This is a genomic window from Streptomyces sp. NPDC056835 (genome assembly GCF_042789485.1).
Taxonomy (GTDB): Bacteria; Actinomycetota; Actinomycetes; order Streptomycetales; family Streptomycetaceae; genus Streptomyces.
Genome location: NZ_JBHUBB010000008.1, coordinates 91,655 through 116,602, shown reverse-complemented (window position 1 = coordinate 116,602; position 24,948 = coordinate 91,655). Strand labels below are relative to the sequence as shown.

15 protein-coding genes are annotated in these 24,948 nt (G+C 72.2%); 11 read left to right on the top strand and 4 right to left on the bottom strand.

Annotated features, from left to right (window positions below):
• Positions 1-514 precede the first annotated feature (514 nt).
• From ACFRMN_RS11425 to moeZ, 4 genes are all read left to right on the top strand, one after another.
• Positions 515-1,546 carry a hypothetical protein gene (locus ACFRMN_RS11425; protein WP_383016828.1) on the top strand — a complete coding sequence of 344 codons (1,032 nt, stop codon included), beginning with the start codon at positions 515-517 and terminating at the stop codon, positions 1,544-1,546.
• Complete coding sequence (locus ACFRMN_RS11420; RefSeq protein WP_383016825.1) at positions 1,543-2,517, top strand: NAD-dependent epimerase/dehydratase family protein; 975 nt, start codon at positions 1,543-1,545, stop codon at positions 2,515-2,517. Before ACFRMN_RS11425 ends, ACFRMN_RS11420 begins: the two co-directional genes overlap by 4 nt.
• A complete protein-coding gene (locus tag ACFRMN_RS11415; RefSeq protein WP_383016822.1) occupies positions 2,505-3,320 on the top strand; it encodes a spherulation-specific family 4 protein in 816 nt (271 codons plus the stop codon). The genes ACFRMN_RS11420 and ACFRMN_RS11415 overlap by 13 nt, the downstream gene beginning before the upstream one ends.
• A gap of 72 nt (positions 3,321-3,392) precedes the next feature.
• Positions 3,393-4,571, top strand: a complete 1,179-nt coding sequence (gene moeZ, locus ACFRMN_RS11410; protein ID WP_030352874.1) for an adenylyltransferase/sulfurtransferase MoeZ — start codon at positions 3,393-3,395, stop codon at positions 4,569-4,571.
• A 185-nt stretch (positions 4,572-4,756) separates the two neighbouring features.
• Here the strand turns inward: moeZ and ACFRMN_RS11405 are convergent, their stop codons facing one another.
• From ACFRMN_RS11405 to ACFRMN_RS11395, 3 genes are all read right to left on the bottom strand, one after another.
• Entirely contained in the window at positions 4,757-6,355 is a 1,599-nt protein-coding gene (locus ACFRMN_RS11405; RefSeq protein WP_383016819.1) for an alpha/beta hydrolase, read from the bottom strand.
• 121 nt (positions 6,356-6,476) lie between these two features.
• A complete protein-coding gene (locus ACFRMN_RS11400) occupies positions 6,477-8,096 on the bottom strand; it encodes an alpha/beta hydrolase (RefSeq protein WP_383016816.1) in 1,620 nt (539 codons plus the stop codon).
• A gap of 260 nt (positions 8,097-8,356) precedes the next feature.
• A complete protein-coding gene (locus ACFRMN_RS11395; protein WP_383016813.1) occupies positions 8,357-11,167 on the bottom strand; it encodes a lysylphosphatidylglycerol synthase domain-containing protein in 2,811 nt (936 codons plus the stop codon).
• 248 nt (positions 11,168-11,415) lie between these two features.
• On the opposite strand from ACFRMN_RS11395, the gene ACFRMN_RS11390 reads away from it, so the two are divergent.
• From ACFRMN_RS11390 to nudC, 6 genes are all read left to right on the top strand, one after another.
• Entirely contained in the window at positions 11,416-11,883 is a 468-nt protein-coding gene (locus tag ACFRMN_RS11390) for an MGMT family protein (protein ID WP_383016810.1), read from the top strand.
• A 215-nt stretch (positions 11,884-12,098) separates the two neighbouring features.
• Positions 12,099-15,521 (top strand): ATP-dependent helicase, encoded by a 3,423-nt coding sequence (locus ACFRMN_RS11385; protein ID WP_383016807.1) that lies wholly within the window; start codon positions 12,099-12,101, stop codon positions 15,519-15,521.
• Between the two features lie 109 nt (positions 15,522-15,630).
• A complete protein-coding gene (locus ACFRMN_RS11380; RefSeq protein ID WP_383016804.1) occupies positions 15,631-15,906 on the top strand; it encodes a hypothetical protein in 276 nt (91 codons plus the stop codon).
• A 10-nt stretch (positions 15,907-15,916) separates the two neighbouring features.
• Positions 15,917-19,582 carry a UvrD-helicase domain-containing protein gene (locus tag ACFRMN_RS11375; RefSeq protein ID WP_383016801.1) on the top strand — a complete coding sequence of 1,222 codons (3,666 nt, stop codon included), beginning with the start codon at positions 15,917-15,919 and terminating at the stop codon, positions 19,580-19,582.
• A gap of 19 nt (positions 19,583-19,601) precedes the next feature.
• Positions 19,602-21,041: a dipeptidase gene (locus ACFRMN_RS11370; protein WP_383016798.1), complete on the top strand. Its 1,440-nt coding sequence runs from the start codon at positions 19,602-19,604 to the stop codon at positions 21,039-21,041.
• Positions 21,042-21,101: 60 nt separating this feature from the next.
• The gene (gene nudC, locus ACFRMN_RS11365; protein WP_383016795.1) at positions 21,102-22,052 is read left to right on the top strand and encodes an NAD(+) diphosphatase; all 951 of its coding nucleotides are present in this window, start codon (positions 21,102-21,104) and stop codon (positions 22,050-22,052) included.
• A 124-nt stretch (positions 22,053-22,176) separates the two neighbouring features.
• Here nudC and ACFRMN_RS11360 read toward each other — a convergent pair whose 3' ends face one another.
• Positions 22,177-22,419 (bottom strand): mycoredoxin, encoded by a 243-nt coding sequence (locus ACFRMN_RS11360; protein WP_249954276.1) that lies wholly within the window; start codon positions 22,417-22,419, stop codon positions 22,177-22,179.
• A 274-nt stretch (positions 22,420-22,693) separates the two neighbouring features.
• On the opposite strand from ACFRMN_RS11360, the gene ACFRMN_RS11355 reads away from it, so the two are divergent.
• On the top strand, positions 22,694-24,901 hold the full coding sequence (locus ACFRMN_RS11355; protein ID WP_383016792.1) for an ATP-dependent DNA helicase UvrD2: 2,208 nt from the start codon (positions 22,694-22,696) through the stop codon (positions 24,899-24,901).
• Positions 24,902-24,948 lie beyond the last annotated feature (47 nt).

Below are 24,948 nucleotides of genomic sequence, written 5' to 3'. Positions count from 1 at the left end.
TCGGCGTGGCCGGGTGTGGCTAGTCCCCGGTCGCTTTGCTGCCGTTGTCCCTGGAGAACCCCAGCGCGGGCGGGGTCTCCTCCACGGCCCCGGCCCCACCACCGGCTTATCCGCTTACGGTCGTCCCGCTGCGAGTCGCCGGATCGACGGCGGCCGCACACAAGGGAGATCGGGGGTGTGCTCGTGCGGGTCGGACCGCTTACGTACGGTGGTTGTCCGTATGCGAAGGGCGAGTCCACGCCCCGGTGCGACCGCCGCCGGTTCGCGGCGGGGCCAGGGCGTGTTCCCGGCGCACGCCGGAGTGCGCGCACCGCGTCCGCGCCCGATCCCGGCCGTGCCGGGTCCGGTAACCCGGCCGGGCCGCGCGGACTGCTGGGCAAACGCTTCTTCGGCGCATCGCCGCTGGTTACGGGGTACGACCTAAGGCCGCGCGCGCACGACGAGTCGGCCGGCGCGCACACCGCCGGCGACCACCCGGTCTCCACGGGGGCGTACGCCGGAGCGGGGGAGCGCGATGCCTGACCGAGGCACCCCATGGGCCGGCCCGTCCGGCTGGGGCCGGTGGACGGCCCTCGCGCTCCTTCCCGGCGTCGTCTGTGCCCTCACCCTGCTCGGGCTCGACCACAGCGGCGGACAGTGGCGCCTCGCGATAGGCCTGGCAGGGGCCCTCGCGCTCGCCGGCGCGCTCTCCGCGTGTGCACGCCGGGGACCGCTGCGCGCCGAAGACCGTACCCACCCCGCCGCGAGCCTCTGGGTGTACGGGCTGCTCGCCTATCTGCTGTGCGGCGACGGGCTGCTGGCCGCGCTGGTCAGCGGCGGCCCCGACGGACCGTGGCCCGCGTCCCCGGCGCTGCTCGCCGCGCCGTCCTTCGCCGTCCTCCCCGCCGCCTGGTGCGCCCACCTCTTCTCCGTACGGGCCCGGCGCGCACTCGCGGACAGCCGCGGCCCCGCCGGCTTCGCCGCCGTCGCGCGCCCCCTGCTGGTCACTCTCGTAGGGCTGTTCGCCGCCGCCCTGACCACTCTCTACCTGCTCGCCGCCGCCGTCTTCGGCGAGGAGAACGACGGCGCGACCGGCGCGCACGGCGCACTCGCCCCCACCCCGGGCGGCGCACTCGCCCCCACCCCGGGCGGCGCACTCGCGCCCACCGTCACCCTCGGCACCCTGCTCCTGGTCGCCCGGCTGCTCACGGTCCACGGCTTCCCCACGGCCGCCGCCACCGGACTCGCCACCCCCTGCGCCCTGGAGGTCCTGTCCTGCGCGTCCGTACTGGCGGGCCGCCTGCCCGGCTGTGACGTCCTCGCCGTTCCCGTGCGCGCGGTGGCCGAGGCGTGGGGCGCGGCAGCCGTGCCCGCCCTCGCCTGCGGAGCCGCCGCGCTCGGACTCCTCGCCCATGCCACCGTCGCCCTCTCGCGGGCGTCGGCGCACACCTTGAGCCCTCAGCACCACCTCGTGAAGGAGAAGCCAGAGATGACTCCGCAATCCGCAGCACGGGCCGCAGCATCGGCCCCCGCACCGGCCTGTCGGCACAGAGGGGCCGCGCGATGAGGGTCCTGCTGCTCGGCGCCAACGGTTTCCTCGGCCGCTTCGTGGCCGACCGGCTGCTCGCCGACCCCGCCGTCCACCTCACCGCGCTCGGCCGGGGCGACGACGCCGACGTACGGTTCGATCTCGCGGGCGGCTCCCCCGGAGCCCTCACCCGCTTCCTGGATGCCGTACACCCCGGGGTCATCATCAACTGCGCCGGAGCCACCCGCGGCGGCGCGCGCGAGCTGACCCGGCACAACACGGTCGCCGTCGCCACGGTCTGCGAGGCCCTGCGCCGCAGCCGCTGCGGCGCGCGGCTCGTCCAGCTCGGCTGCGCCTCCGAGTACGGCCCGTCCCAGCACGGCTCGTCGACCGCCGAGGACGCCGTACCACGCCCCGGCGGTCCGTACGGCGTGAGCAAGCTCGCCGCGTCCGAGCTGGTGCTGGGGTCCGGACTCGACGCGATCGTGCTGCGGGTGTTCTCGCCCGTGGGCCCCGGCACCCCCGCGGGCTCCCCGCTCGGCCGGCTCGCCGAGGCGATGCGCCGCGCCATGCAGTCCGGCGACGGTGAGCTGAAACTCGGCGGCCTCGGGGTGCAGCGCGACTTCGTGGACGTACGCGACGTGGCGCGCGCCGTGCACGCCGCCTCGCTCTCCGCCGCCCAGGGCGTCGTCAATATCGGCACCGGACGCGCGGTGAGGCTGCGGGACGCCGCCGCCGTACTGGCGAGGGTCGCGGGGTACGCGGGCGCCCTGCATGAACTGGACCTGCCCCCCGGGCCGATGCGTTCCGGCCACGCCACCATCGGCGCCCCCCGGGGCGAAGCGGGGCCGGAACACCTGGGCGTGGGCCCGTTCCCGTACCCCGACGGCTGCGGCGGCTGGCAGCAGGCCGACGTACGGACCGCCCGTGACCGGCTCGGCTGGCGGCCCCGGATCAATCTGGAGGAGTCACTCGCCGATATCTGGATGGAGGCGGCGTGCCGCATCTGACCAGAACCGGCGGCCGGCTCTCCGCCACCGAGGAGGGCCGGCTCGGTATCGGCGTTCCCGGGTACGCGCATCCGCTGCTCGCACCCGTCGAATGGGCCGAACTGACCCGCCCAGGAACACTGCTGCACTGGGCCGTCCTCAATGTCGCGGACGGCCCCGGTGACCGCCCCGACCCGCACTGTCTGGCGGCGGCGGGCCGGCTCACCAACGCGGGATCCAGGGTGCTCGGCCATCTCGACCTGGCATACGGCGCCCGCCCCGCCGGGGAGCTGGTCTCCGAGGCGCGGCGGTTCTCCGACTGGTACCGCGTCGACGGGTTCTTTCTCGACCGGTGCCCGACGGGCCGCGCCGATCTGCCCGCGACCCGGCGGACGGCGGCGGCCCTCGGCGCGGTGCTCGACGGCGGGTTCCTCGTCCTGGGGCACGGGGTCCATCCGTGCCCCGGATACGCGGAGGTCGCCGACCAGTTGGTGACCTTCCGCGGCGCGTGGGCGGACTACCGCTGGTCGCAGGCGGCGGAGTGGACGGCGGACCACCCGCCGGAGCGCTTCGCCCATCTCGTCCACGGGGTGCCGCGCGGCCATCTGGAGGAGGCGATGCGGATCGCCCGCTGGCAGGGCGCGGGCACGATCTTCTTCACCGACCGCACGGACAGGGCTGACTGTACGGACCCCACCGACCGCACCGACCGCGCCGACAGGGCTGACGAGGTCGCCCCGAGGGCGCGCAACGGGTCATTCGAGACACTGCCCGGCTTCTGGGACGAAATCGTCTCGCGAGTCGGACCGGGTGTCTCGGAATGAGAAGGGCCGTGGCAGTGTTACAGCCAGAACAACCGTACTGATTGACCGACCAACCCCTTTGTTGAGGTCCCTGTGTCGCTGCCACCCCTGGTCGAGCCCGCTGCCGAGCTCACCGTCGACGAGGTCCGCAGGTACTCCCGTCACCTGATCATCCCGGACGTCGGGATGGACGGGCAGAAGCGGCTGAAGAACGCGAAGGTGCTGTGTGTGGGTGCCGGTGGCCTCGGCTCCCCGGCTCTGATGTACCTGGCCGCGGCCGGTGTCGGCACGCTCGGCATCGTGGAGTTCGACGAGGTCGACGAGTCGAACCTGCAGCGTCAGATCATCCACAGCCAGGCCGACATCGGCCGGTCCAAGGCCGCGTCCGCGCGTGACTCCGTCCTCGGAATCAACCCCTATGTGAATGTGATCCTTCACGAAGAGCGGCTTGAGGCCGAGAACGTGATGGACATCTTCTCGCAGTACGACCTGATCGTGGACGGCACGGACAACTTCGCCACCCGCTATCTGGTCAATGACGCCTGCGTGCTGCTGAACAAGCCGTACGTCTGGGGTTCGATCTACCGCTTCGACGGCCAGGCCAGCGTGTTCTGGTCCGAGCACGGCCCCTGCTACCGCTGCCTCTACCCGGAGCCGCCGCCCCCCGGCATGGTTCCCTCCTGCGCCGAGGGCGGCGTACTGGGCGTGCTCTGCGCGTCCATCGGCTCCATCCAGGTCACCGAAGCGATCAAGGTGCTCGCGGGCGTCGGCGAGCCGCTGGTCGGCCGGCTGATGATCTATGACGCCCTGGAGATGCAGTACCGCCAGGTCAAGGTCCGCAAGGACCCCGACTGCGCGGTCTGCGGCGAGAACCCCACCGTCACCGAGCTCATCGACTACGAGGCCTTCTGCGGCGTCGTGTCCGAGGAGGCCCAGGAGGCGGCGGCCGGCTCGACGATCACTCCCAAGCAGCTCAAGGAGTGGATCGACGAGAAGGAGAACATCGAGATCATCGATGTGCGCGAGCCGAACGAGTACGAGATCGTCTCGATCCCCGGCGCCAAGCTGATCCCGAAGAACGAGTTCCTGATGGGCACCGCCCTGGAGAGCCTGCCGCAGGACAAGAAGATCGTTCTGCACTGCAAGACGGGTGTCCGCAGTGCGGAAGTCCTCGCGGTGCTGAAGTCCGCGGGCTTCTCGGACGCGGTGCATGTCGGCGGCGGAGTCATCGGCTGGGTCAACCAGATCGAGCCGGAGAAGCCGGTCTACTGAGCCGGTTCGCTGAGCCGGTCCACCGGGCCGGTCCACCGGGCCGGTCCACCGGGCCGGTCCACCGGGCCGGTTCGGGCCGGTTCGCGGAGACCCGACACAGCGTCGATACGATCGGCATTGATACATACGAGCGAAGGGGGCCGGCTCACACGCGTGGGCCGGCCCCCTTCGTCATGCGGGGCCCGCTACGAACAGCTCTTCCCGGCGTCCGGGACCGTGCCGTGCAGGAAGTAGTCGTCCACCACGCCGGTGATACAGCGATTGCCGGTGGTGTACGCGCCATGGCCCTCGCCCTCGAAGGTGAGCAGGATCCCGACCCCGTCGCCCAGCTCCTCCACCATCCGCCGCGCACCCTCGTACGGCGTCGCCGGATCCCCCTTGCCGCCGACGACCAGGATCGGAGCCGCGCCCGGCGCCGCCACCTCCGGTGTCTCGTGCTCGCCGGCCACCGGCCAGTCGGCACACCAGCCGGCCAGATCCCAGGCCAGATAAGGACCGAAGACCGGTGACACCTTCCGGAAGTCCGCCAGCAGCCGGGACCTGACCTCCGCCGCCGTGACGCGTCCCTTGGTGTCCGCGCAGGAGATGGCGCGCTGCGAGTGCTGCGCCGTGCCGTAGTGGCCCTGTGCGTCGCGGTCGTTGTACGAGTCGGCCAGCCGCAGCAGTCCGCTGCCGTCACCGCCCTCGGCCGCGTCCAGCGCGTCGGTCAGATACGGCCAGTTGTCCTCGCTGTACAGCGAGCTGATGATGCCGGTGAGCGCCAGGCTCTCGGTGAGCCTGCGCCCCGTACCGGTCGACAGGGGCTCGCTGTCGAGCCGGTCGAGCAGCCGCACCACCCGCGCGGTGCCCACCTGCGCGCTCACGCCCCGGCTCTTGTAGTAGTTCTCCAGGGCGCGCTGGAAGCCGAGCGCCTGGTTGCGCGAGTGCCCCACATAGTCGGCCGTCGGATCGACGACCGCGTCCAGGGTGAACCGTCCGACCTTCGCCGGGAACAAGTGGGCGTAGACACCGCCCAGTTCGGTGCCGTAGGAGAAGCCCAGATAGTTGAGCGTGTCGTCACCGAGGACCTGGCGCATCAGATCCATGTCACGGGCCGCGCTTGTGGTGCCGACATGGGGCAGCAGCGGCCCGGAGCGGCGCGCGCATTCCGCGCCGAAGGCCGCGGAGTCATCGAGGAAGGTCTTCTCCTCGGCCGGGGTGTCGGGGGTCGCGTCGACACGGAAGGACTTCTCCGTCTGCCGGTCGTTCCGGCACACCACACCGGAGCTCTCCGCGACCCCGCGCGGGTCGAAGCCGACCAGGTCGTACCGGGTCCCGAGCGTGCTGAACGAGTCGGCGGCGGCGGGGAGCGTGGCCACCCCCGAGCCGCCGGGGCCGCCGAAGTTGAACAGGAGCGAACCGATCCGGCCGGCCCTGTCCTTGGTCTCGGAGCGGACCAGGGCGATCCCGATGGTCTCGCCGCCCGGCGCGCGGTAGTCGAGCGGCGCCCGCATCGTGGCGCACTTCCAGCCGGAGCCGGGGGCCTTCGCCGCGCTGCCCCACGCCTTCCTCGGCGCCTCGCAGCGCTTCCAGTCGAGCCGCTGTCCGGTGAGCGAGGCGGGCAGTACGGGCAGGGAGGCGGGCTCCGTCGCGGCGCCGGCGGCGGTCGGGGCGGATGCCGGGGCCGATGAGGAAGCGGCCGCCTTGGCGTCGGGCGGGGGGTCCTCCGTACCACCCCCGCATCCGGTGACGGTCAGCAGGAATGACACCGTGAGCAGGGCGGATATCCGAGTACGGCGAGACATGGCGCAATTCAATCCGGTCCGGCGGGCGAGGACAACCGAAGGCGACCGGGGACGGCCGGGAACGACCGAGGACGGCCGGGGAGGGCCGGCGGCCCCAGGGGCATGGCCGCCGGTCCGCGCCTCAGCGGCAGACCGTACCCGCGGGCGGCACCTTCCCGTTCAGCAGATAGTCGTTCACCGCGCCCTGGACGCAGGGGTTGCCGCTGTCGTACGAGCCGTGTCCCTGGCCGTGGTACGTGATCTCCGTGCCGACGCCCTTGCCCAGCGCGTTGGCCATCGCCCTCGCGCCCGCGTACGGGGTCGCCGGGTCACCGGTGTTGCCGACGATCAGGATCGGGGCCGAGCCCTTCGCGCTGACATCGGGGGTGGACCACTGCCCCGGTACCGGCCATTTGGTGCAGCTCATCATTCCCCAGCCCAGGAAGTCCCCGAAGACCGGCGACGCCTTGCGGAACTCCGGCAGCTTCGCCTCGGTCTGCGCCACCGTGTAGCGCTCCTTGGAGTCGGCGCAGTTGATGGCCACGTTGGCGGCCTGGAGATTGCTGTATCTGCCGTACTCGTCACGGCCGTTCATCGAGTCGGAGAGCGCGAGCAACAGGGCGCCGCTGCCGCCGTCGGCCTCGTCCAGCCCCTGTTCCAGATACGGCCAGAAGTCCTTGGAGTAGAGCGCCTGGGCGATGCCGTTGGTGGCCTGTGTCTGGGTCAGCTTGCGGGGACCGATGCCCGCGATCGGCTCCTTGCCCAGCCGCGCGAGCAGCTTGGTGATGAACCCCTCGATCTCCTTCGGGGTGGTGCCGGGCAGTACGCAGGTGTCGCCGCGCGCGACGCAGTCCTTCTCGAAGTTGTTCAGGGCGAGCTGGAAGCCCTTCGCCTGGCCGAGCGAGCCCTGCTCGGAGTTCTGGGTCGGGTCGACGACGGCGTCGAAGACCGCCCGGCCGACGGACTTCGGATAGAGATGGGCGTAGACACCTCCCAGCTCGGTGCCGTAGGAGATGCCGAAGTAGTGGAGCTTGCTGTCGCCGAGGACCTGGCGCATCAGCTCCATGTCGCGGGCGGCGTTGGTCGTACCGACATACGGAAGCAGCCTGCCGGAGTTCTTCTCGCAGGCGGCGGCGAAGGTGGCGAGCCCGTTGGTGAAGGTCTTCACCTCGGCGGGGGTGTCGGGGGTGGAGTCCTGGGCGAAGTACGCGTCGAGCTGTCTGTCGTTCTCGCACTTCACGCCGTCGCTGTCGCCGACCCCGCGCGGGTCGAAGCTGACCAGGTCGTAGCGGGCGCGGAGCTTCTCGTAGTCCTGGGCGAAGGACGGCAGTCCGGTGATGCCGGAGCCGCCGGGGCCGCCGAAGTTGAAGATGAGCGAGCCGATGCGCTGCTTCGTGTCGCGGGCCTTGGCCCGGATCAGCGCCAGATCGATCGTGTCGCCGTCCGGCTTGGCGTAGTCGAGCGGCGCCTTCATGAAGGAGCACTCCCACTTGGCGCCGCCGGGCAGCGGGGAGGGCGCCGTACCGCCGCCCTCCGCGACCGACGGGGACTTGCACGCCTTCCACGCCAGCCGCTGGGTCGCCAGATCCTTGGGTCTGTCCGTACTCCGGGTGTTCCCGCCGTGGGAGCTGCCCGGCGCGGAGGTCCCGCTGTTGTCCGAGCATCCCGTGGCGGCCAGCAGGGCGGCGGCGGTGACAGCGGCCAGGGCCGGGGCACGCCGCACGGAGAGGGCGGACAGGGCGGCGGTGGGGGAGTGTGACATGCACCCATCGTGCGCCCCGGCGGCACGGGCCGCTCGGGGCCGCGGTCCATGCGGGTGGCGGCGGACAGGCGCTACTTCGCGAGTCGTCCAGGGCGTGTTTCGAAAGTAGCGCCGTCCGCCCGCAGGGCGGGGCCTGCGGCGTCCGGTGCGTGCGATCGCAAGGCGGAGGATCGTCCGCGTACTGGACGTACGTGGACGACTCCGACAACGCGGCGCGCGTGCCGGGCGTCGCGGGCCAGGCGGGACTTTCGAAACACGCCCTAGAGAGCTCCCTTGCGTGTGAGGTGACTGAAGCTCAGCCAGCCGGGCAGCACGGGCAGCCACAGCGTCAGCAGCCGGTAGAGCAGCACAGCGGGCGCGGCGACCTCCTTCGGCAGCCCGACCGCCAGCAGACCCAGTGTCAGCGCGCCCTCGACCGCGCCCACCCCGCCCGGCGTCGGCGCGGCCGAGCCCAGCGCGTTGCCCGCGAGGAAGACCACCGCGATGCTCGCGTAGCTGAGCTGCTGATTGCCGTTGTCGAACGCCCGGATCGAGGCGTCCAGGCACATCACGAACACACCCGTCAGCAGCAGCATCCCGCCGATGCCGGTGAGCAGCTTCATCGGCCGCTGGAGTACGTCGAGCATGCGCGGCACCACCCCGGCGAACAGGGAGCGCAGCCGCGTCACGAGGAACTTCCGCAGGAACGGGATCGCGGTCACGACCAGCACCAGCACCGCGACCGTCAGCAGACCCGCGATCACCGTCCTGGACGGGGTGAGCGACGTCGACTTCTCCGTACCGGTGAGATAGCCGAAGGAGAGCAGCAGCAGGATGTGCGCGCCGAGCCCGAAGAGCTGCGACGCGCCGACACTGGCGACGGCGAGCCCCGGGCGTACCCCCGCGCGCTGGAGGAATCGCGTGTTCAGGGCCACGCCACCGACCGCCGCGGGCGTGACGATCTTGACGAAGGAGCCGGCGACCTGCGCGACGACCGTACGCCGGAAGGGCACCCGTTCCGGTACGAAGCCCAGCAGGCTCATCGCCGCCGCGACATAACTGAGCGCCGAGAAGGCCACGGCGGCGGCCACCCAGCCCCAGTGCGCCCGGCTGATGACCGTGCCGAAGTCCACCTGCGTGATGGTGGTGAGCAGGAAGTACGCGGCGACGGCCCCGGCGATGAAGCTGAGCAGCGTACGGGGCTTGATCCGCTCCAGCCGGACCGGCTCGACCGGCGCCTGTGGTCGGATCCGCAGCACCTGCTTGCGCATCTGGGAGAGCAGGTCCTCCTCGCGCGCCTCGTCAAGGGCCTCGTCTATGGCCCGCTTCTCCGCCTGCTTCTCCGCGCGCAGGGATCTCCGTACGGCCTTGCGGTCGCCGTCCACGGCGGCGGCCTCCGCCACCTTGGCGCGCTTGTTCGCCTCGGACGCCTGGAGCACCGCCTCGCGCTCGCGCTGCGACCGCTCACGGGCGAGCCGGCGCAGCGTCGCGCGCGTGGAGCGGCTGAGCGCGATCGGCTGGAGGAGCGGCAGACAGTCGGCGATGGCGTCGGGCCCGAGGACCTCGACCGCCGCGGCCACCGAGCGCTCCGCGCCCACCCGCAGCCCCATCGTCGTGAGCAACTGGGCGGTGTCCATCCGCAGCACCAGATCGCCCGCGGCGATCTCGCCGCCGCGCAGCTCGGTGAGGATCACCTTGCCGGAGCGGTCCACCAGCAGCGCGTCGCCGGTGAGCCTGCGGTGCGCGATCCGACGCGACTGGAGCGCCTTGACCTGGCGCCAGGCGCCCCGTACCAGCTCGTCGGTGATCTCCTCGTCCGGCAGCGAGTCCAGCGACCGGCCGCCCAGGTGCTCGTACACGAGCATGACGGCGTCGGGGCCAAGCTCCGAGGTGGCGATCAGCTTGGGGGCGTTGGCCCCGGCGGCGATGGCCGCGTACGCGAGCAGCGCTTCCTGTTCGAGCGCCTGGCGCAGGGAGGGGATGGACCGGCGGGTGGTGATGGAACGCAGTGTCAGCTGCCGCCAGACCCGGTAGAAGAAGCCCTGCGCCTGCTGTTCGCGGTCGACGACGGTGACATCGAGCGGTGGACCGTCCTCCAGGGAGACCAGATAGCGGCGGCCCCGGTCGCCCTGCTCGGCGGAGTCGGCGACATCCTCGGCGCGCATCGCGCTGACCGGACGGAAGCCGACATGGCGCAGACCCGCCATCAGAGTCTGCCCGGTGGGGCGTACGTTGGGCGAGCCGACCGTGTAGAGCGTGCCGTACGCGACGCTCCAGCCGATCAGTACGGTCAGGACGATCGAGAACGGTGTCGTGTAGCCCGCGACCAGCATCGCGAAGGCGTCGAGCAGCAGCACCACCCACAGCACGACCCGCCAGCGGGGTCTGCGTGCCATCCCGACGGCCGTCATGTACGCGATGACGGGCGCCAGATAGCCATGGACGGGATCGGTGAGCCCCGTGCCCGCCTGGGGGCGGGTCAGCGCGTCCTGGATCGACTCCGGGGCGGCTCTGGCGACCCAGAGGTCGATGGCGAGGGTGACGCCGTGCGCCAGGACGGCGGCGAGCACCCCGTCGGCGATCCGCAGTCCGTCACGTTTGATCAGCCGTTCGATCGCGAAGGCGACCGGGACGAGCAGCACGGCGATGCTCGACACCAGGCCGGCCACCTTGACCATCAGGTCGGGTGCCTGGCCCGTGCCCTTGCTGATGTCCTGTTCGAGACCGGAGGTCGTGCCGTGGGCGAAGGCGGAGAGTCCGAGGACGAGGGCGATGGCGAGGACGCCGATGAGCAGACGCAGCAGATCGGAGGGGCGGTGGACGCGGGCCGAGAGCAGCGGCTCGTCGCCGGAGACCCGGTCGGCGCGGGTGGCGCCGGTGTCACAGAGCTCGCCGGGCTCGCCGGTCTCGCCGTCGAGGTCAGGGCCGCGGCCGGTGCCCTGCCCGGATCCTGGACCGGTGCCGGTGCCGGTGCCGGTGCCGGTGCCGATGTCGGTGCCCGTGCCCGTGCCCGTGCCGATGTCGGTGCCTGTGCCGTCCGCGTCCGGGCGTGACTCAGCGCCAGAGGTGGGCGTCGCCGCCGGAGGCCGCACGTCCCGCTCCTCTGTCGAATCCGTCTCTTCTTGATCTCGTATCACCAGTCACCGCCCGGATGATGGTGGCACGAGCCGCTGACAGACGGGGGCATCAGGGTGCATTGCGGGGACCGCGTGCGCGCGAGATGCGTCCCTTTGTGTGCGTACGTACACACGGTGACCGTGCGTACGCGCTCCGGCGCGTGGGGGTGGCGGGGCCGCCGGGCCGGGCGGAGCTGTCGGTGGGGTGCGGCAGGATGGACCGGATGAGGAGCGAGGAGTCCCGGAAGCCGACCGCGCACGCGACCGCTGACACGACCGCTGACACGACCGCCGACACGGCCGTCGATGCGGCGGGCGACGCGGGTGCGGACGCGGCCTACGAGGTGGCGCGGCTGCCCGACTACGCGGAGCGCGTGCTGGATGTGGCCGAGCTGATCCCGCCCGGCCGGGTCATGACCTACGGCGATGTCGCGGAATGGCTCGGTGAGGGCGGACCGCGCCAGGCCGGCCGGGCCATGGCGCTCTACGGCGGCGCCGTGCCGTGGTGGCGCGTGGTCAAGTCCGACGGAGTGCTGCTCGCGGGACACGAGCTGAGCGCGCTGGACCACTACCGCGAGGAGGGCACGCCCCTGCGCGAGGCCGCGCGGAGCGCGGAGGGGCATATGCCACGGCTGGATATGAAACGGGCGCGATGGGGCGGCGCGGACACCGGCGAGGGGGCTCACATATGACAGCTTCCGCCATTCGGGCGTGCGGCGGGCGGACCGCCGCCCCCGCGGCCGCCCGTGAGGATGACGGAGCGGAGCGCATGCGTCCCGGTCTCCTGACGGCGTAGCGTCACCGGCACGCGCCACACGCGCCGCATGCGCCCCGGCCGGGGCACGGGCCACCGTCAGCGCCCCCGGCACCGTCACCACCAGCACCTTCCCCAGGACCGGCGAACCACGTGAGCTCCTCCTCTTCCACCGGGCGTACCCCGCACCGTCGGGTACGGCAGCGGACCCCGGGCGCGTACCGACTGGTGCGTACCCCGCCGGTCCCGGTGGACCCTCCTTGGCTGGACGCAGCGCAGCGCGGGGTGGTTGACCACGAGACCGGACCGTTGCTCGTGCTGGCGGGTCCCGGTACGGGCAAGACCACGACGCTCGTGGAATCGGTCGCCGCGCGGGTCGGCCGGGGCGCCGACCCCGAACGGATCCTGGTGCTGACGTTCAGCCGCAAGGCCGCCGTGGAACTGCGCGACCGGATGGCGGTCAGGCTCGGCGGCAGGCGCGGCCCGCAGGCGACCACCTTCCACTCCTTCTGCTACGCCCTGATCCGCGCCCATCAGGAGGCCGAGCTCTTCACCGAGCCGCTACGGCTGCTCTCCGGTCCCGAGCAGGACGTGGCCGTACGTGATCTCCTCGCGGGCCAGCTCGACCTGGAGCGGGCGGGGCGCGGACGCGTCCGGTGGCCGGACGAACTGAGGGCGTGTCTCACCACGCGCGGCTTCGCCGACGAGGTACGGGCCGTGCTCGCCCGCAGCAGGGAACTGGGCCTCGGCCCCGACGCGCTGGCCGCTTTCGCGCGCCGCACGGGCCGTCCCGACTGGTCGGCCGCGGCGGCCTTCCTGGCCGAATATCTGGACAACCTGGATATGCAGGGGGTGCTCGACTACGCGGAGCTGGTCCACCGGGCGGTGCTGCTCGCGGCCCGCCCGGAGGTCGGGGCGCGGCTGACGGAGCGGTACGACGCGGTGTTCGTCGACGAGTACCAGGACACCGACCCGGCGCAGGTCCGGCTGTTGCGCGCGCTGGCGGGCCGGGGGCGCACGCTGGTCGCCTTCGGCGATCCGGACCAGTCGATCTACGCCTTCCGGGGCGCCGACGTGAACGGCATCCTCGACTTCCCGTACGCCTTCCCGCGGCGGGACGGCCGCCCGGCGCCGGTGAAGGTCCTCACCACCTCCCGGCGCTCCGGTGATCGACTGCTGACGGCGACCCGGCAGTTGACCCGCCGTATGCCGCTTCCCCGGCTGCCCGCGGAGAAGGTACGGGTCCATCGCGAGCCGGCGGCGGTACGCGCGGGCGGCACGGTCGAGACATACACGTTCCCGACGCCGTCGACGGAACTGGACAACATCGCGGACATCCTGCGCCGCGCACATCTGGAGGACGGTGTTCCGTGGCGTGACATGGCGGTACTGGTGCGCGCGGGCGGCCGTACGATCCCGTCGATCCGGCGCGCCCTGACCTCGGCGGGCGTCCCCCTGGAGATCGACGGCGACGATCTTCCCCTTCGCCATGAACCGGCGGTGGCCCCGCTGCTGACGGCGCTGCGAGCGGTGGCGGAGGCGGCGATCCGCCGGCCGGCGCGCGCGGTGGCGGAGGCCGCGCCCGATCCGCAGGCCGACGCCGGGGCCGAGCCCGATTCCGTCGATTCCAATGTTCCCGGCGTTGCCGACGTTCGCGCCGTTGCCGCCGTTCCCGTCGATTCCGCCGCTTCCGCTTCCGTCACCTCCTGGCTCGACGTCGAGACCGCGCTCGCTCTCCTCACCTCTCCCCTCGGCGGTATGGACGCCGCCGATCTGCGCCGGCTCGGGCGGGCGTTGCGCGACGAGGAGCGGGCCGGCGGGAACCGGGTGCCCGCCGCGTCGGACGCGCTGCTCGCGCGGGCGCTCGCCGAACCCGAGCGGCTGGTGGCGCACGACCCCGCGTACGCCCGTGGCGCGCAGCGGCTCGGCGCGCTGCTGCGCAAGGCGCGCGAGCTGCTTGAAGGCGGCGGCACCGCCGAGGAGGCCCTTTGGGAGCTGTGGGACGGCACCCCCTGGCCGGCCCGGCTCGAACGGTCCGCGCTGCGCGGCGGCGCGGGCGGCCGTAACGCCGACCGCGATCTCGACGCCGTGTGCGCCCTCTTCGACGCCGCCGCGCGCGCGGAGGAGCGCACCGGCGGCCGGGGCGCGCTGAACTTCCTGGAGGAGGTCGACGCCCAGGACATCGCCGCCGACACGCTCAGCCACAGGGCCGTACGCCCCGACGCCGTACGGCTGATGACGGCGCACCGCTCGAAGGGGCTCGAATGGCGCCTTGTCGTCGTCGCCGGTGTACAGGAAGGGCTCTGGCCCGACCTGCGGCGGCGCGGCTCCCTCCTGGAGGCGGACAGGATCGGCCGCGACGGACTGGCCGAGCCCCTTTCCCCCGGCGCGCTCCTCATGGAGGAGCGCAGGCTGTTCTACGTGGCCGCGACCCGCGCCCGCGACCGGCTGGTCGTGACCGCCGTCAAGGCCCCGGCCGACGACGGCGACCAGCCCTCCCGCTTCCTCACCGAACTCGGCGTGGAGCCCAGGGACATCACCGGCCGCCCCCGCCGCCCGCTCGCCGTCGCCGCGCTCGTCGCCGAACTGCGCGCCACCACCGTCGACCCGGAGGCGTCCCCGGCGCTCCGTGAGGCCGCCGCCCGCCGACTCGCCAGGCTCGCGGCGCTCAGCGACGAGGACGGCCAGGCGCTCGTCCCGGCCGCGCATCCGCACCGTTGGTGGGGCCTGTACGAGCCGACCCACAGCACGGTCCCGCTGCGCGACCGTGACCAGCCCCTCGCGCTCTCCGGCAGCGCCCTCGACCAACTGGCGAACACCTGCGCGCTCCAGTGGTTCCTGGGACGCGAGGTGAAGGCCGACGCGCCCGCCACCGCCGCCCAGGGGTTCGGCAACGTCGTCCATGTCCTGGCCGACGAGGTGGCGTCCGGCCGTACCCCCGCCGATCTCGACGTCCTGATGGAGCGGCTGGATTCCGTATGGGACGCGCTCGCCTTCGACGCCCCCTGGAAGTCCCAGCAGGAGAAGGCACAGGCGAGGGTCGCGCTCGAACGCTTCCTGCGCTGGCACGTCATGGACCGCGGCCGTACGCCCGCCGCCACGGAGCACGGATTCGACGTCACCCTCGAAGCGGGCGCGTACGAGGTACGCATCCGGGGCTCCATGGACCGTGTCGAGAAGGACGCGGAAGGCCGCGCCTATGTCGTCGACTTCAAGACCGGGAAGCAGGCCCCGACCAAGGACGAGGTCGCCCACCACCCCCAGCTCGCCGTCTATCAGCTGGCGGTACGCGAAGGCGCGCTGGACGAGATCTTCGACGGCCGCCGCCCGGAGCCGGGCGGCGCGGAACTCGTACAGCTGCGCCAGGCCGCGCCCAAGAAGGAGGGCGGCGAGGAACTGCCCAAGGTCCAGGCCCAGGAGCCGCTGGCGGGGGAGTGGGTGGGCGAACTCCTGACGACGGCGGCCGGCCGCGTACTCGACGAACGCTTCACACCCACGACCGGCCAGCACTGCGGCCACTGCGCGTTCCGCGCGTCGTGCAGCGCGCAGCCGGAGGGGCAGCAGGTCGTGGAATGAGGATAAGGTGACAAATTAACTCGTATGGGCGAATGTCTCTGACGTCTGCCCGTTCTGGGGCCGGGTTCACCTGCGGGTGTTCACGGATTCCGCATGGAGACTCATTCCCTTGTCGAAGCTCGCGATCAGCGAATACGGCCGGCCTGCGGCTGCTCTGGTGTCGGTAGCGGAACTGGAAGAGCTGCGTGGCATCCGCGACGAGGTCGATGTCGCGGAACTTGAGGCGCGCAAGGCCGAGCCCACCGGGCCGGGGGTTACGCATGACGAGTTCATGGCCCAACTGGAAGTACCAAGCCACGACTTAGTTCCGCCGATTTCGTCAGGGGGTCGGCCGCGTCGGCTGATCCGACAGCTGGTCGTGCCCACTGTCAGTGGTGCCGGATAGCCTCCCTGAGGTGTCCGTACATCTCACCGATCCCGAGCAGCTCAAGGAGCTTCTGGGGATCCCCTTCACTCCGGAGCAGACGGCCTGCATCACCGCGCCGCCCGCCCCGCAGGTCATCGTGGCCGGAGCCGGTTCCGGCAAGACGACGGTGATGGCCGCCCGGGTGGTGTGGCTGGTGGGCAGTGGACAGGTCGCCCCCGAGCAGGTCCTCGGGCTGACGTTCACCAACAAGGCCGCGGGTGAGCTGTCCGAGCGGGTGCGCAAGGCGCTCGTACGGGCCGGAGTCACCGACCCCGACGCCATCGACCCGGAGAACCCTCCCGGTGAGCCCAGCATCTCCACGTACCACGCCTTCGCGGGCCGGCTGCTCACCGACCACGGCCTGCGGATCGGGCTGGAGCCGACCGCCCGGCTGCTCGCGGACGCCACCCGCTTCCAGCTCGCCGCGCGGGTGCTGCGGGACGCGCCGGGACCGTATCCCGCCCTGACCAAGACACTTCCCGCGCTGGTCAGCGATCTGCTCGCGCTCGATGCCGAGCTGGCCGAACACCTCGTCGGGCCCGCACGGCTCGGCGCGTACGACACCGACCTGCTGCGCACCTTGGAGGGCGCGAGGCTCAGCAACGCCGAGCTGCGCAAGGTCCCAGAGACCGCCGTCGCCCGCGCCGAACTGCTCGAACTGGTCGGGCGCTACCGCGCCGCCAAGCACGCCCGCGATCTCCTCGACTTCGGCGACCAGATCGCCCTCTCCGCCCAACTCGCCACCACCAGACCCGAGGTCGGGGCCCTCCTCCGGGACGAGTTCCGGGTGGTCCTGCTCGATGAGTACCAGGACACCTCGGTCGCGCAGCGGCTCCTGCTCTCCGGGCTCTTCGGCGGCGGAACGGGACACGCGGTCACCGCGGTCGGCGACCCCTGTCAGGCGATCTATGGCTGGCGCGGCGCCTCTGTCGCCAATCTGGACGACTTCCCGGCCCACTTCCCGTACGCCGACGGCCGCCCGGCCGCGCGTTTCTCGCTCAGTGAGAACCGGCGCAGCGGCGGCCGTCTCCTGGACCTCGCCAACGGCCTCGCGGCACCGCTGCGCGCGATGCACGAGGGCGTGGAGGCGCTGCGCCCGGCACCCGGCGCCGAGCGCGACGGCGGGGTGCGCTGCGCGCTGCTGCGTACGCACGCGGAGGAGATCGACTGGCTCGCTGACTCGATCGCCCATCTGGTGCGTACGGGCAAGGAGCCCGCCGAGATCGCCGTGCTGTGCCGTACGGCCGGGGACTTCCCGCAGATCCAGGGCGCCCTGGTGGCCCGTGATGTGCCCGTCGAGGTCGTCGGCCTCTCGGGGCTGCTCCATCTTCCCGAGGTGGCCGATCTCGTGGCGATGTGCGAGGTCCTTCAGGACCCCGGCGCCAACGCCTCCCTCGTACGGCTGCTCACCGGACCTCGCTGGCGCGTCGGCCCGCGCGATCTGGCGCTGCTCGGCCGCCGCGCCAGGCTGCTGGTCCACCGGGGTACGGGCCCCGACGGGGACGACGACCCCGACGCGCGGCTGGCCGCGGCGGTCGAGGGCACCGACCCCGCCGAGGTGATCTCGCTCGCCGACGCCCTGGACACCTTCCTGGAGTCGGCGGGCGCGCCGGAGGACGGACTGCCCTTCTCGGCCGCCGCCCGGGTCCGGTTCGCCCGGCTCGCCACCGAACTGCGTGAGCTGCGCCGGTCGCTCGCGGATCCGCTGATGGACGTCCTGCACCGGGTTCTGGCCACGACCGGACTGGAGGTCGAGCTCTCCGCCTCCCCGCACGCGCTGGCCGCCCGCCGCCGGGAGACGCTGGGCAACTTCCTCGACATCGCCGCGTCGTTCGCCGCGCTGGACGGTGAGGCCGGGCTGCTGGCCTTCCTGGGGTTCCTGCGTACGGCGGCGCAGTACGAGAAGGGCCTGGACAACGCGCTGCCCGGCGGCGAGAACACGGTGAAGGTCCTCACCGCCCACAAGTCCAAGGGCCTGGAGTGGGATGTCGTCGCCGTGCCGGGGCTGGTCGCTGGACAGTTCCCCAACGGCAAGGCGCGCGAGGCATGGACATCCCAGCCGAAGGTCCTCCCGCACGCGCTGCGCGGCGACGCGCCGACCCTGCCGGAGATCACGTCTTGGGACGCGAAGGGGCTCAAGTCCTTCAAGGAGGCCATGAAGGCGCATCAGCACACCGAAGAGCTGCGCCTCGGCTACGTCACCTTCACCCGCCCGCGCTCGCTGCTGCTCGGCTCGGGCCACTGGTGGGGGCCCACGCAGAAGCGCCCGAGGGGGCCATCCGATTTCCTGCACGCGCTGTATGACCACTGCGCGGCGGGCTTCGGCGAGATCGAGGCGTGGGCGGACGAACCGGAGGAGTCGGAGGACAACCCCGCCCTGCGGACGGAGGGCGTCTCCCACGCCTGGCCGCTTCCGTTGGACGGGCCGTCCCTGACCCGTCGGCGCGCGGCGGCGGACACGGTGCTCGCGTATCTGGAGGAGCTGGGGGGCGACGGAGACGGGCCGGGCGGCACCGTCGGCTCGGCCGACTCGCCCGGCCTGCTTGACCCGCCCGGCCCGCCCGGCCCGCCCGGCCCGCCCGGCCCGGCCGACCTGGACGAGCCCGACGAACCGGAGCCGCATGTTCCGGAGCCGTACGATCCGGATCTTGCCGACCCGTTCGACGGCGAGTCGCCGGACGCGGACGGGGATCTGTCCGACTGGGACGCCTGGACGACCGCCCCCACCCCTGCCCCCGCCCCCGCCGCCGTCGACTCCACGGCCGCTGCCCCCGCCGTCTCCGGCGCCGACTCCACAGCTGCCGTCCCCGGCCCCCGGCGGGCCGGGGAGACACCCTCCGACCGTCCCCGCCTCACCCCCGAAGAGATCCGCACCCTCGCCTCCTGGGACCGCGATCTCGACGCTCTCGCCGGTGAGCTGCGCCGCGCCCGCACCACCGTCCGCGATGTCTCCGTACCGCCGTCGCTCTCCGCCTCCCAGCTGCTGCGGCTCGCCGCCGACCCCGACGGCTTCGCCCAGGAGCTGGCCCGGCCCATGCCGCGTCCGCCGCGCCCCGCCGCTCGCAGGGGCACGCGGTTCCACGCCTGGGTGGAGTCGCGGTTCGAGGCGCTGCCGCTCCCGATGCTCGGCCCCGACGAGCTGCCCGGCGGCGAGGACGACGAGCCGGAGATCGCGGACGAACGTGATCTGGCCGCGCTCAAGGAGGCGTTCGAGCTCACGCCGTACGCCCGGCGCACGCCGTACCGCGTGGAGGCATCGTTCCAGCTCACCCTTGCCGGCCGGGTGATCCGGGGCCGTATCGACGCCGTCTACCGCTCTGCCCACGTCGACCCCGAGACCGGCGCGGAGACCTTCACGTACGAGATCGTCGACTGGAAGACCGGTCGCGCCGGGACGGCGGACCCCCTCCAGCTCGCCGTCTACCGGCTGGCCTGGGCCGAGCAGCACGGCCTTCCGCCGGCCGCGGTCACGGCGACCTTCCTGTATGTCAGGACAGGGGAGGTCGTCCGCCCCGACCGCCTTCCCGGCCGCCCGGAGCTGGAGCGGCTACTCACCGAGGCCCCGGACGGGACCGCCCCGGAAGGTACGCGCGAGACCCGGGACACACCCACGGAAGAGCGATCCTCACAACCGGCAGACGGGACCGCGCTCTGAGCCCGTTAGGCTCGACATCATGAGCGACACCCCGGACAGCGTCGTCCGTACGTACATCCAGACCCACCGCGCCGCCTTCCTCGCCGACCTCGCCGACTGGCTGCGCATCCCCTCCGTGTCCGCCCACCCCGACCACGACGCTGACGTGCGGCGCAGTGCCGACTGGCTCGCCGCGAAGCTCAAGGAGACCGGGTTCCCCGTCACCGAGATCTGGGACACCCCGGGCGCCCCCGCCGTCTTCGCGGAGTGGCCCTCCGAGGACCCGGACGCCCCGACCGTGCTCGTCTACGGCCACCACGACGTCCAGCCCGCCGCCCGCGAGGACGGCTGGCACACCGACCCCTTCGAGCCGGTCGTACGGGACGGCCGTATGTACGCGCGCGGCGCCGCCGACGACAAGGGGCAGGTGTTCTTCCACACCCTCGGTGTACGCGCGCATCTCGCCGCCACCGGCCGTACCACCCCCGCCGTCCATCTCAAGCTCCTCGTCGAGGGCGAGGAGGAATCGGGCTCCCCGCACTTCCGCGCGCTGGCCGACGAGCGGGCCGGCCGCCTCGCCGCCGATGTCGTGATCGTCTCGGACACGGGCATGTGGTCGGAGGACACCCCGACCGTCTGCACCGGTATGCGCGGGCTCGCCGACTGCGAGATCGAGCTGTACGGCCCCGACCAGGACATCCACTCCGGCTCCTTCGGCGGAGCCGTCCCGAACCCGGCCACCGTCGCCGCCCGGCTCGTCGCGGCCCTGCACGACGAGCACGAGCGCGTCACGGTCCCCGGCTTCTACGACGGGGTGGCCGAGCTGACCGAGGCCGAGCGCGCCCTGATCGCGGAGCTGCCGTTCGACGAGGAGGAGTGGCTGCGTACGGCGAAGTCGCACGGCACCCTCGGCGAGGCGGGCTTCTCCACCCTGGAGCGGGTCTGGGCCCGCCCGACCGCCGAGGTCAACGGCATCGGCGGGGGCTACCAGGGCCCGGGCGGCAAGACGATCATTCCGTCCTCCGCCCAACTGAAGCTCTCGTTCCGGCTGGTCGCGGGCCAGGACCCGGACCGTATCGAGCGGTCCGTACGCGACTGGGCCGAGGCCAGGATCCCGGCCGGCATCCGGCACGAGATCAGCTTCGGCGCGGCCACGCGTCCCTGTCTGACCCCGCTGGACCATCCCGCGCTCCAGTCGGTCGTACGGGCCATGGGCCGCGCCTTCGGCCGGAAGATCCGCTTCACCCGGGAGGGCGGCTCAGGACCGGCCGCCGACCTCCAGGACGTGCTCGGTGCCCCGGTGCTCTTCCTCGGCATCTCCGTACCGTCCGACGGCTGGCACGCGCCGAACGAGAAGGTCGAACTCGACCTGCTCCTCAAAGGTGTGGAGACCACCGCCCACCTCTGGAGCGAGCTGGGCGCCGCGGAACGCGCCCCCGGACGGGACGCCCCCGGACGGGACTTTCGCCGGACGCCCTAGACCCCGCCGCACACTCCGCTGATCAGAAACCCAATCCATCCGGGGGAGTTGGAAGTACCTGTGAGCACCATCAGCAGTGACGCCACCGCACACCGACCCATCGGCCTCACCGCCCCCAGCGGTATCGACCGCGCGGCCCACCACCGTCTCGACGAGGCCTGGCTGGCGGCTGCCTGGAGCCATCCCACGACCCGCGTCTTCGTGGTGTCGGGCGGCCAGGTGCTGATCGACGACACCCCTGACGGGCGTACCGAACTGGTCATGACCCCGTCCTTCGAGGCGCCCCTCACCGAGACCCACCGCTACTTCCTCGGTACGGACAAGGACGGCGTCCGCTATTTCGCGCTCCAGAAGGACTCGCTCCCGGGACGGATGGACCAGTCGGCGCGGGCCGCGGGGCTGCGCGAGGCCGGGATGCTGCTCTCCCCGCGCGACGCGGGCCTGATGGTGCACGCGGTGGCGCTGGAGAACTGGCAGCGGCTGCACCGCTTCTGTTCCCGCTGCGGCGAGCGCACCGTGATCGCGGCGGCCGGCCATATCCGCCGCTGCCAGGCCTGCGGCGCCGAGCACTACCCCCGTACCGACCCCGCCGTGATCATGCTCGTCACCGACGAGGACGACCGCGCGCTGCTGGGCCGCCAGGTCCACTGGCCCGAGGGCCGCTTCTCCACGCTGGCGGGCTTCGTGGAGCCCGGCGAGTCGATCGAGACGTCGGTGGCCCGCGAGGTCTTCGAGGAGGCGGGCGTCACCGTCGGCGAGGTCGAGTACATCGCCAGCCAGCCGTGGCCGTTCCCGTCGAGCCTGATGCTGGGCTTCATGGCCCGCGCCACCTCCTCCGACATCACGGTGGACGGCGAGGAGATCGAGGAGGCGCGCTGGTTCTCCCGGGAGGATCTGCGGACCGCGATCGAGACGGGCGAGATCCTTCCCCCGGTCGGCATCTCGATCGCCGCGCGCCTGGTGGAGCTCTGGTACGGCAAGCCCCTGCCGAAGCCGCTGCCTCAGCCCTGAGCGCCGCCCTTCTGCATAGCGCCGCCCTTCTGTATGGCGTGCGTACAGTGCGCGTACGACAGAGCCCCCGCGGACAGCAGTCCGGCGGGGGCTCGCGTCGCATGAGGCCGCGCCCTCGGAGTCCTCAGACGCCGACCTTCTGCTTGACCTGGGCCAGCGAGGGGTTCGTCAGCGTGGAGCCGTCGGGGAACAGCACGGTCGGCACGGTCTGGTTGCCACCGTTCGCCTTCTCGACGAAGGCCGCCGACTCCGGGTCCTGCTCGATGTTGATCTCGGTGTACGCGATGCCCTCACGGTCCATCTGGCCCTTGAGCCGACGGCAGTATCCGCACCACGTGGTGCTGTACATCGTCACAGTGCCCGGCATGTCTCTCGGCTCCTCTGCCTCGAATTCTCGGACTTTCTCGCTGAATGCGTCGCCCGCACTCTGTCGAACGCGCGTAACCCGGCCACCATTCCCACACGTCTCCCCTACGTCGCGAGGCAATCCGCGCGAGGCAATCCGGGCAACGCCATCTGGGCAAGGCCATCCGCGTAAGGCCATCCACAGGACCGGTCGTACGAACGCATCGGTACGACCGGTGCGGCACCCCTGTGGACAACCGCCGCACCTGTCCCGGGAGACCTGGCAGCATGGCGGGGTGACAGCAGCAACGCACTCCCCACTGTTCCCGCGGGAATCCGACGGCGGCCAGATCGTGCCCCCGCCGCGCGACGCCGACGCGGTGCTCGACGGGCTCGACCCCGAGCAGCGCGAGGTGGCGACGGCCCTGCACGGTCCGGTGTGCGTGCTGGCCGGCGCCGGCACGGGCAAGACGCGCGCGATCACGCACCGGATCGCGTACGGCGTGCGCGCGGGGATCCTCCAGCCCGCCAGCGTGCTGGCCGTCACCTTCACCAATCGCGCCGCGGGCGAGATGCGGGGACGGCTGCGCCAGCTCGGCGCGGGCGGTGTGCAGGCGCGTACGTTCCACTCGGCCGCGCTGCGCCAGCTCCAGTTCTTCTGGCCCAAGGCGGTCGGCGGAGAGCTGCCGCGGCTGCTCGACCGCAAGGTGCAGCTGGTCGCCGAGTCCGCGGCCCGCTGCCGGATCCGGCTCGACCGCAATGAACTGCGCGATGTCACCGGGGAGATCGAGTGGGCGAAGGTCACCCAGACCGTGCCGGCCGACTATCCGGCCGCCGTGGCCAAGTCCTCCCGCGAAGCCCCGCGCGACGCGGCCGAGATCGGCCAGATCTATGGGATGTACGAGCAGCTGAAGCGAGAGCGCTCGGTGATCGACTTCGAGGACGTCCTGCTGCTCACGGTCGGTATCCTCCAGGACCGCCATGACATCGCCGACCAGATCCGCCGTCAGTACCAGCACTTCGTGGTGGACGAGTACCAGGACGTCAGCCCGCTCCAGCAGCGGCTGCTCGACCTGTGGCTGGGGGACAGGGAGAGCCTGTGTGTGGTCGGTGACGCCAGCCAGACCATCTACTCCTTCACCGGCGCCACCCCCGACCATCTGCTGAACTTCCGCACCCGGCATCCGAGCGCCACCGTCGTGAAGCTGGTCCGTGACTACCGCTCCACCCCGCAGGTGGTGCATCTCGCCAACGGCCTGCTCAACCAGGCGCGCGGGCGGGCCGCCGAGCACCGTCTCGAACTGATCTCGCAGCGCGAGCCGGGCCCCGAGCCGGTCCGCACGGAGTACGCGGACGAGCCCACCGAGGCCGAGGGCACCGCCCGCCGCATCCGCGATCTGATCGCCGCGGGCGTCCCGGCCGGCGAGATCGCGGTGCTGTACCGGATCAACGCCCAGTCGGAGGTCTATGAACAGGCCCTCGCCGACGCGGGCGTGCCCTACCAGCTGCGCGGCGCCGAGCGGTTCTTCGAACGCCAGGAGGTACGGGAAGCGGGTGCCGCGCTGCGTGGCGCGGCCCGCTTCGGGGGCAATGACGCCCTGCTCGACGATGTGGTCGAGCTGCCGTCGCAGGTGCGGGCGGTGCTCTCCACGAAGGGCTGGACCACCGAGCCCCCGGCGGGCTCGGGCGCGGTCCGTGACCGCTGGGAGTCGCTGGCCGCCCTCGTCCGGCTCGCCGAGGACTTCGTACGGGCCAAACCGTCGGCGACGCTCGCCGATCTGGTGGCCGAGCTGGACGAGCGCGCGGCCGCGCAGCACGCGCCGACGGTGCAGGGAGTCACGCTCGCCTCGCTGCACGCGGCGAAGGGCCTGGAGTGGGACGCGGTGTTCCTGGTCGGTCTGACCGAGGGCATGATGCCGATCACCTACGCCAAGACCGACGAGCAGATCGAGGAGGAGCGCCGGCTTCTCTATGTCGGTGTCACCCGGGCGCGATCGCATCTCTCCCTCTCCTGGGCGCTCTCCCGCTCTCCCGGCGGCCGGGCCTCCCGGCGGCCCACCCGCTTTCTCAACGGGCTGCGTCCGGGCTCCGTGGCCCCAGGTGCCCGGGGCGCGGGGGCGGGCGCGGGCGGGGCCGTGGAGCGCGCGGGCGCGGCCCGGCGCAAGCGGCGCGGCCCGGTGCTGTGCCGGGTGTGCGGCAAGACGCTCACGGACGCCGGTGAGATGAAGCTGATGCGCTGCGAGGACTGTCCTTCGGACATGGACGAGGCGCTCTACGAGCGGCTGCGCAACTGGCGCGCCGACCAGGCACAGCGGCTGAGCCAGCCCGCCTTTTGCGTGTTCACCGACAAGACGTTGATGGCGATCGCCGAGGCCGTGCCCGCGAGCGCGGGCGACCTGTCCGGGATCGCCGGTGTCGGCAGCCGTAAGCTGGACCGGTTCGGAGCCGATGTACTGGCCATCTGCGCAGGTGAAGAGCGCGCGGAAGCCGATCGGGAGAGCTGAGGCAAACTCGGCCCAAAAATAGTTTGCGCCCGCCCCAGGAATCCCCA

Excerpts from the sequence above, each read along its gene's own strand:
- ACFRMN_RS11370 (WP_383016798.1), top strand. The coding sequence starts at position 19,602 with ATGAGCGACACCCCGGACAGCGTCGTCCGTACGTACATCCAGACCCAC.
- ACFRMN_RS11425 (WP_383016828.1), top strand. The coding sequence starts at position 515 with ATGCCTGACCGAGGCACCCCATGGGCCGGCCCGTCCGGCTGGGGCCGG.
- ACFRMN_RS11420 (WP_383016825.1), top strand. The coding sequence starts at position 1,543 with ATGAGGGTCCTGCTGCTCGGCGCCAACGGTTTCCTCGGCCGCTTCGTG.
- ACFRMN_RS11405 (WP_383016819.1), bottom strand. The coding sequence starts at position 6,355 with ATGTCTCGCCGTACTCGGATATCCGCCCTGCTCACGGTGTCATTCCTG.
- ACFRMN_RS11390 (WP_383016810.1), top strand. The coding sequence starts at position 11,416 with ATGAGGAGCGAGGAGTCCCGGAAGCCGACCGCGCACGCGACCGCTGAC.
- ACFRMN_RS11400 (WP_383016816.1), bottom strand. The coding sequence starts at position 8,096 with ATGTCACACTCCCCCACCGCCGCCCTGTCCGCCCTCTCCGTGCGGCGT.
- ACFRMN_RS11360 (WP_249954276.1), bottom strand. The coding sequence starts at position 22,419 with ATGCCGGGCACTGTGACGATGTACAGCACCACGTGGTGCGGATACTGC.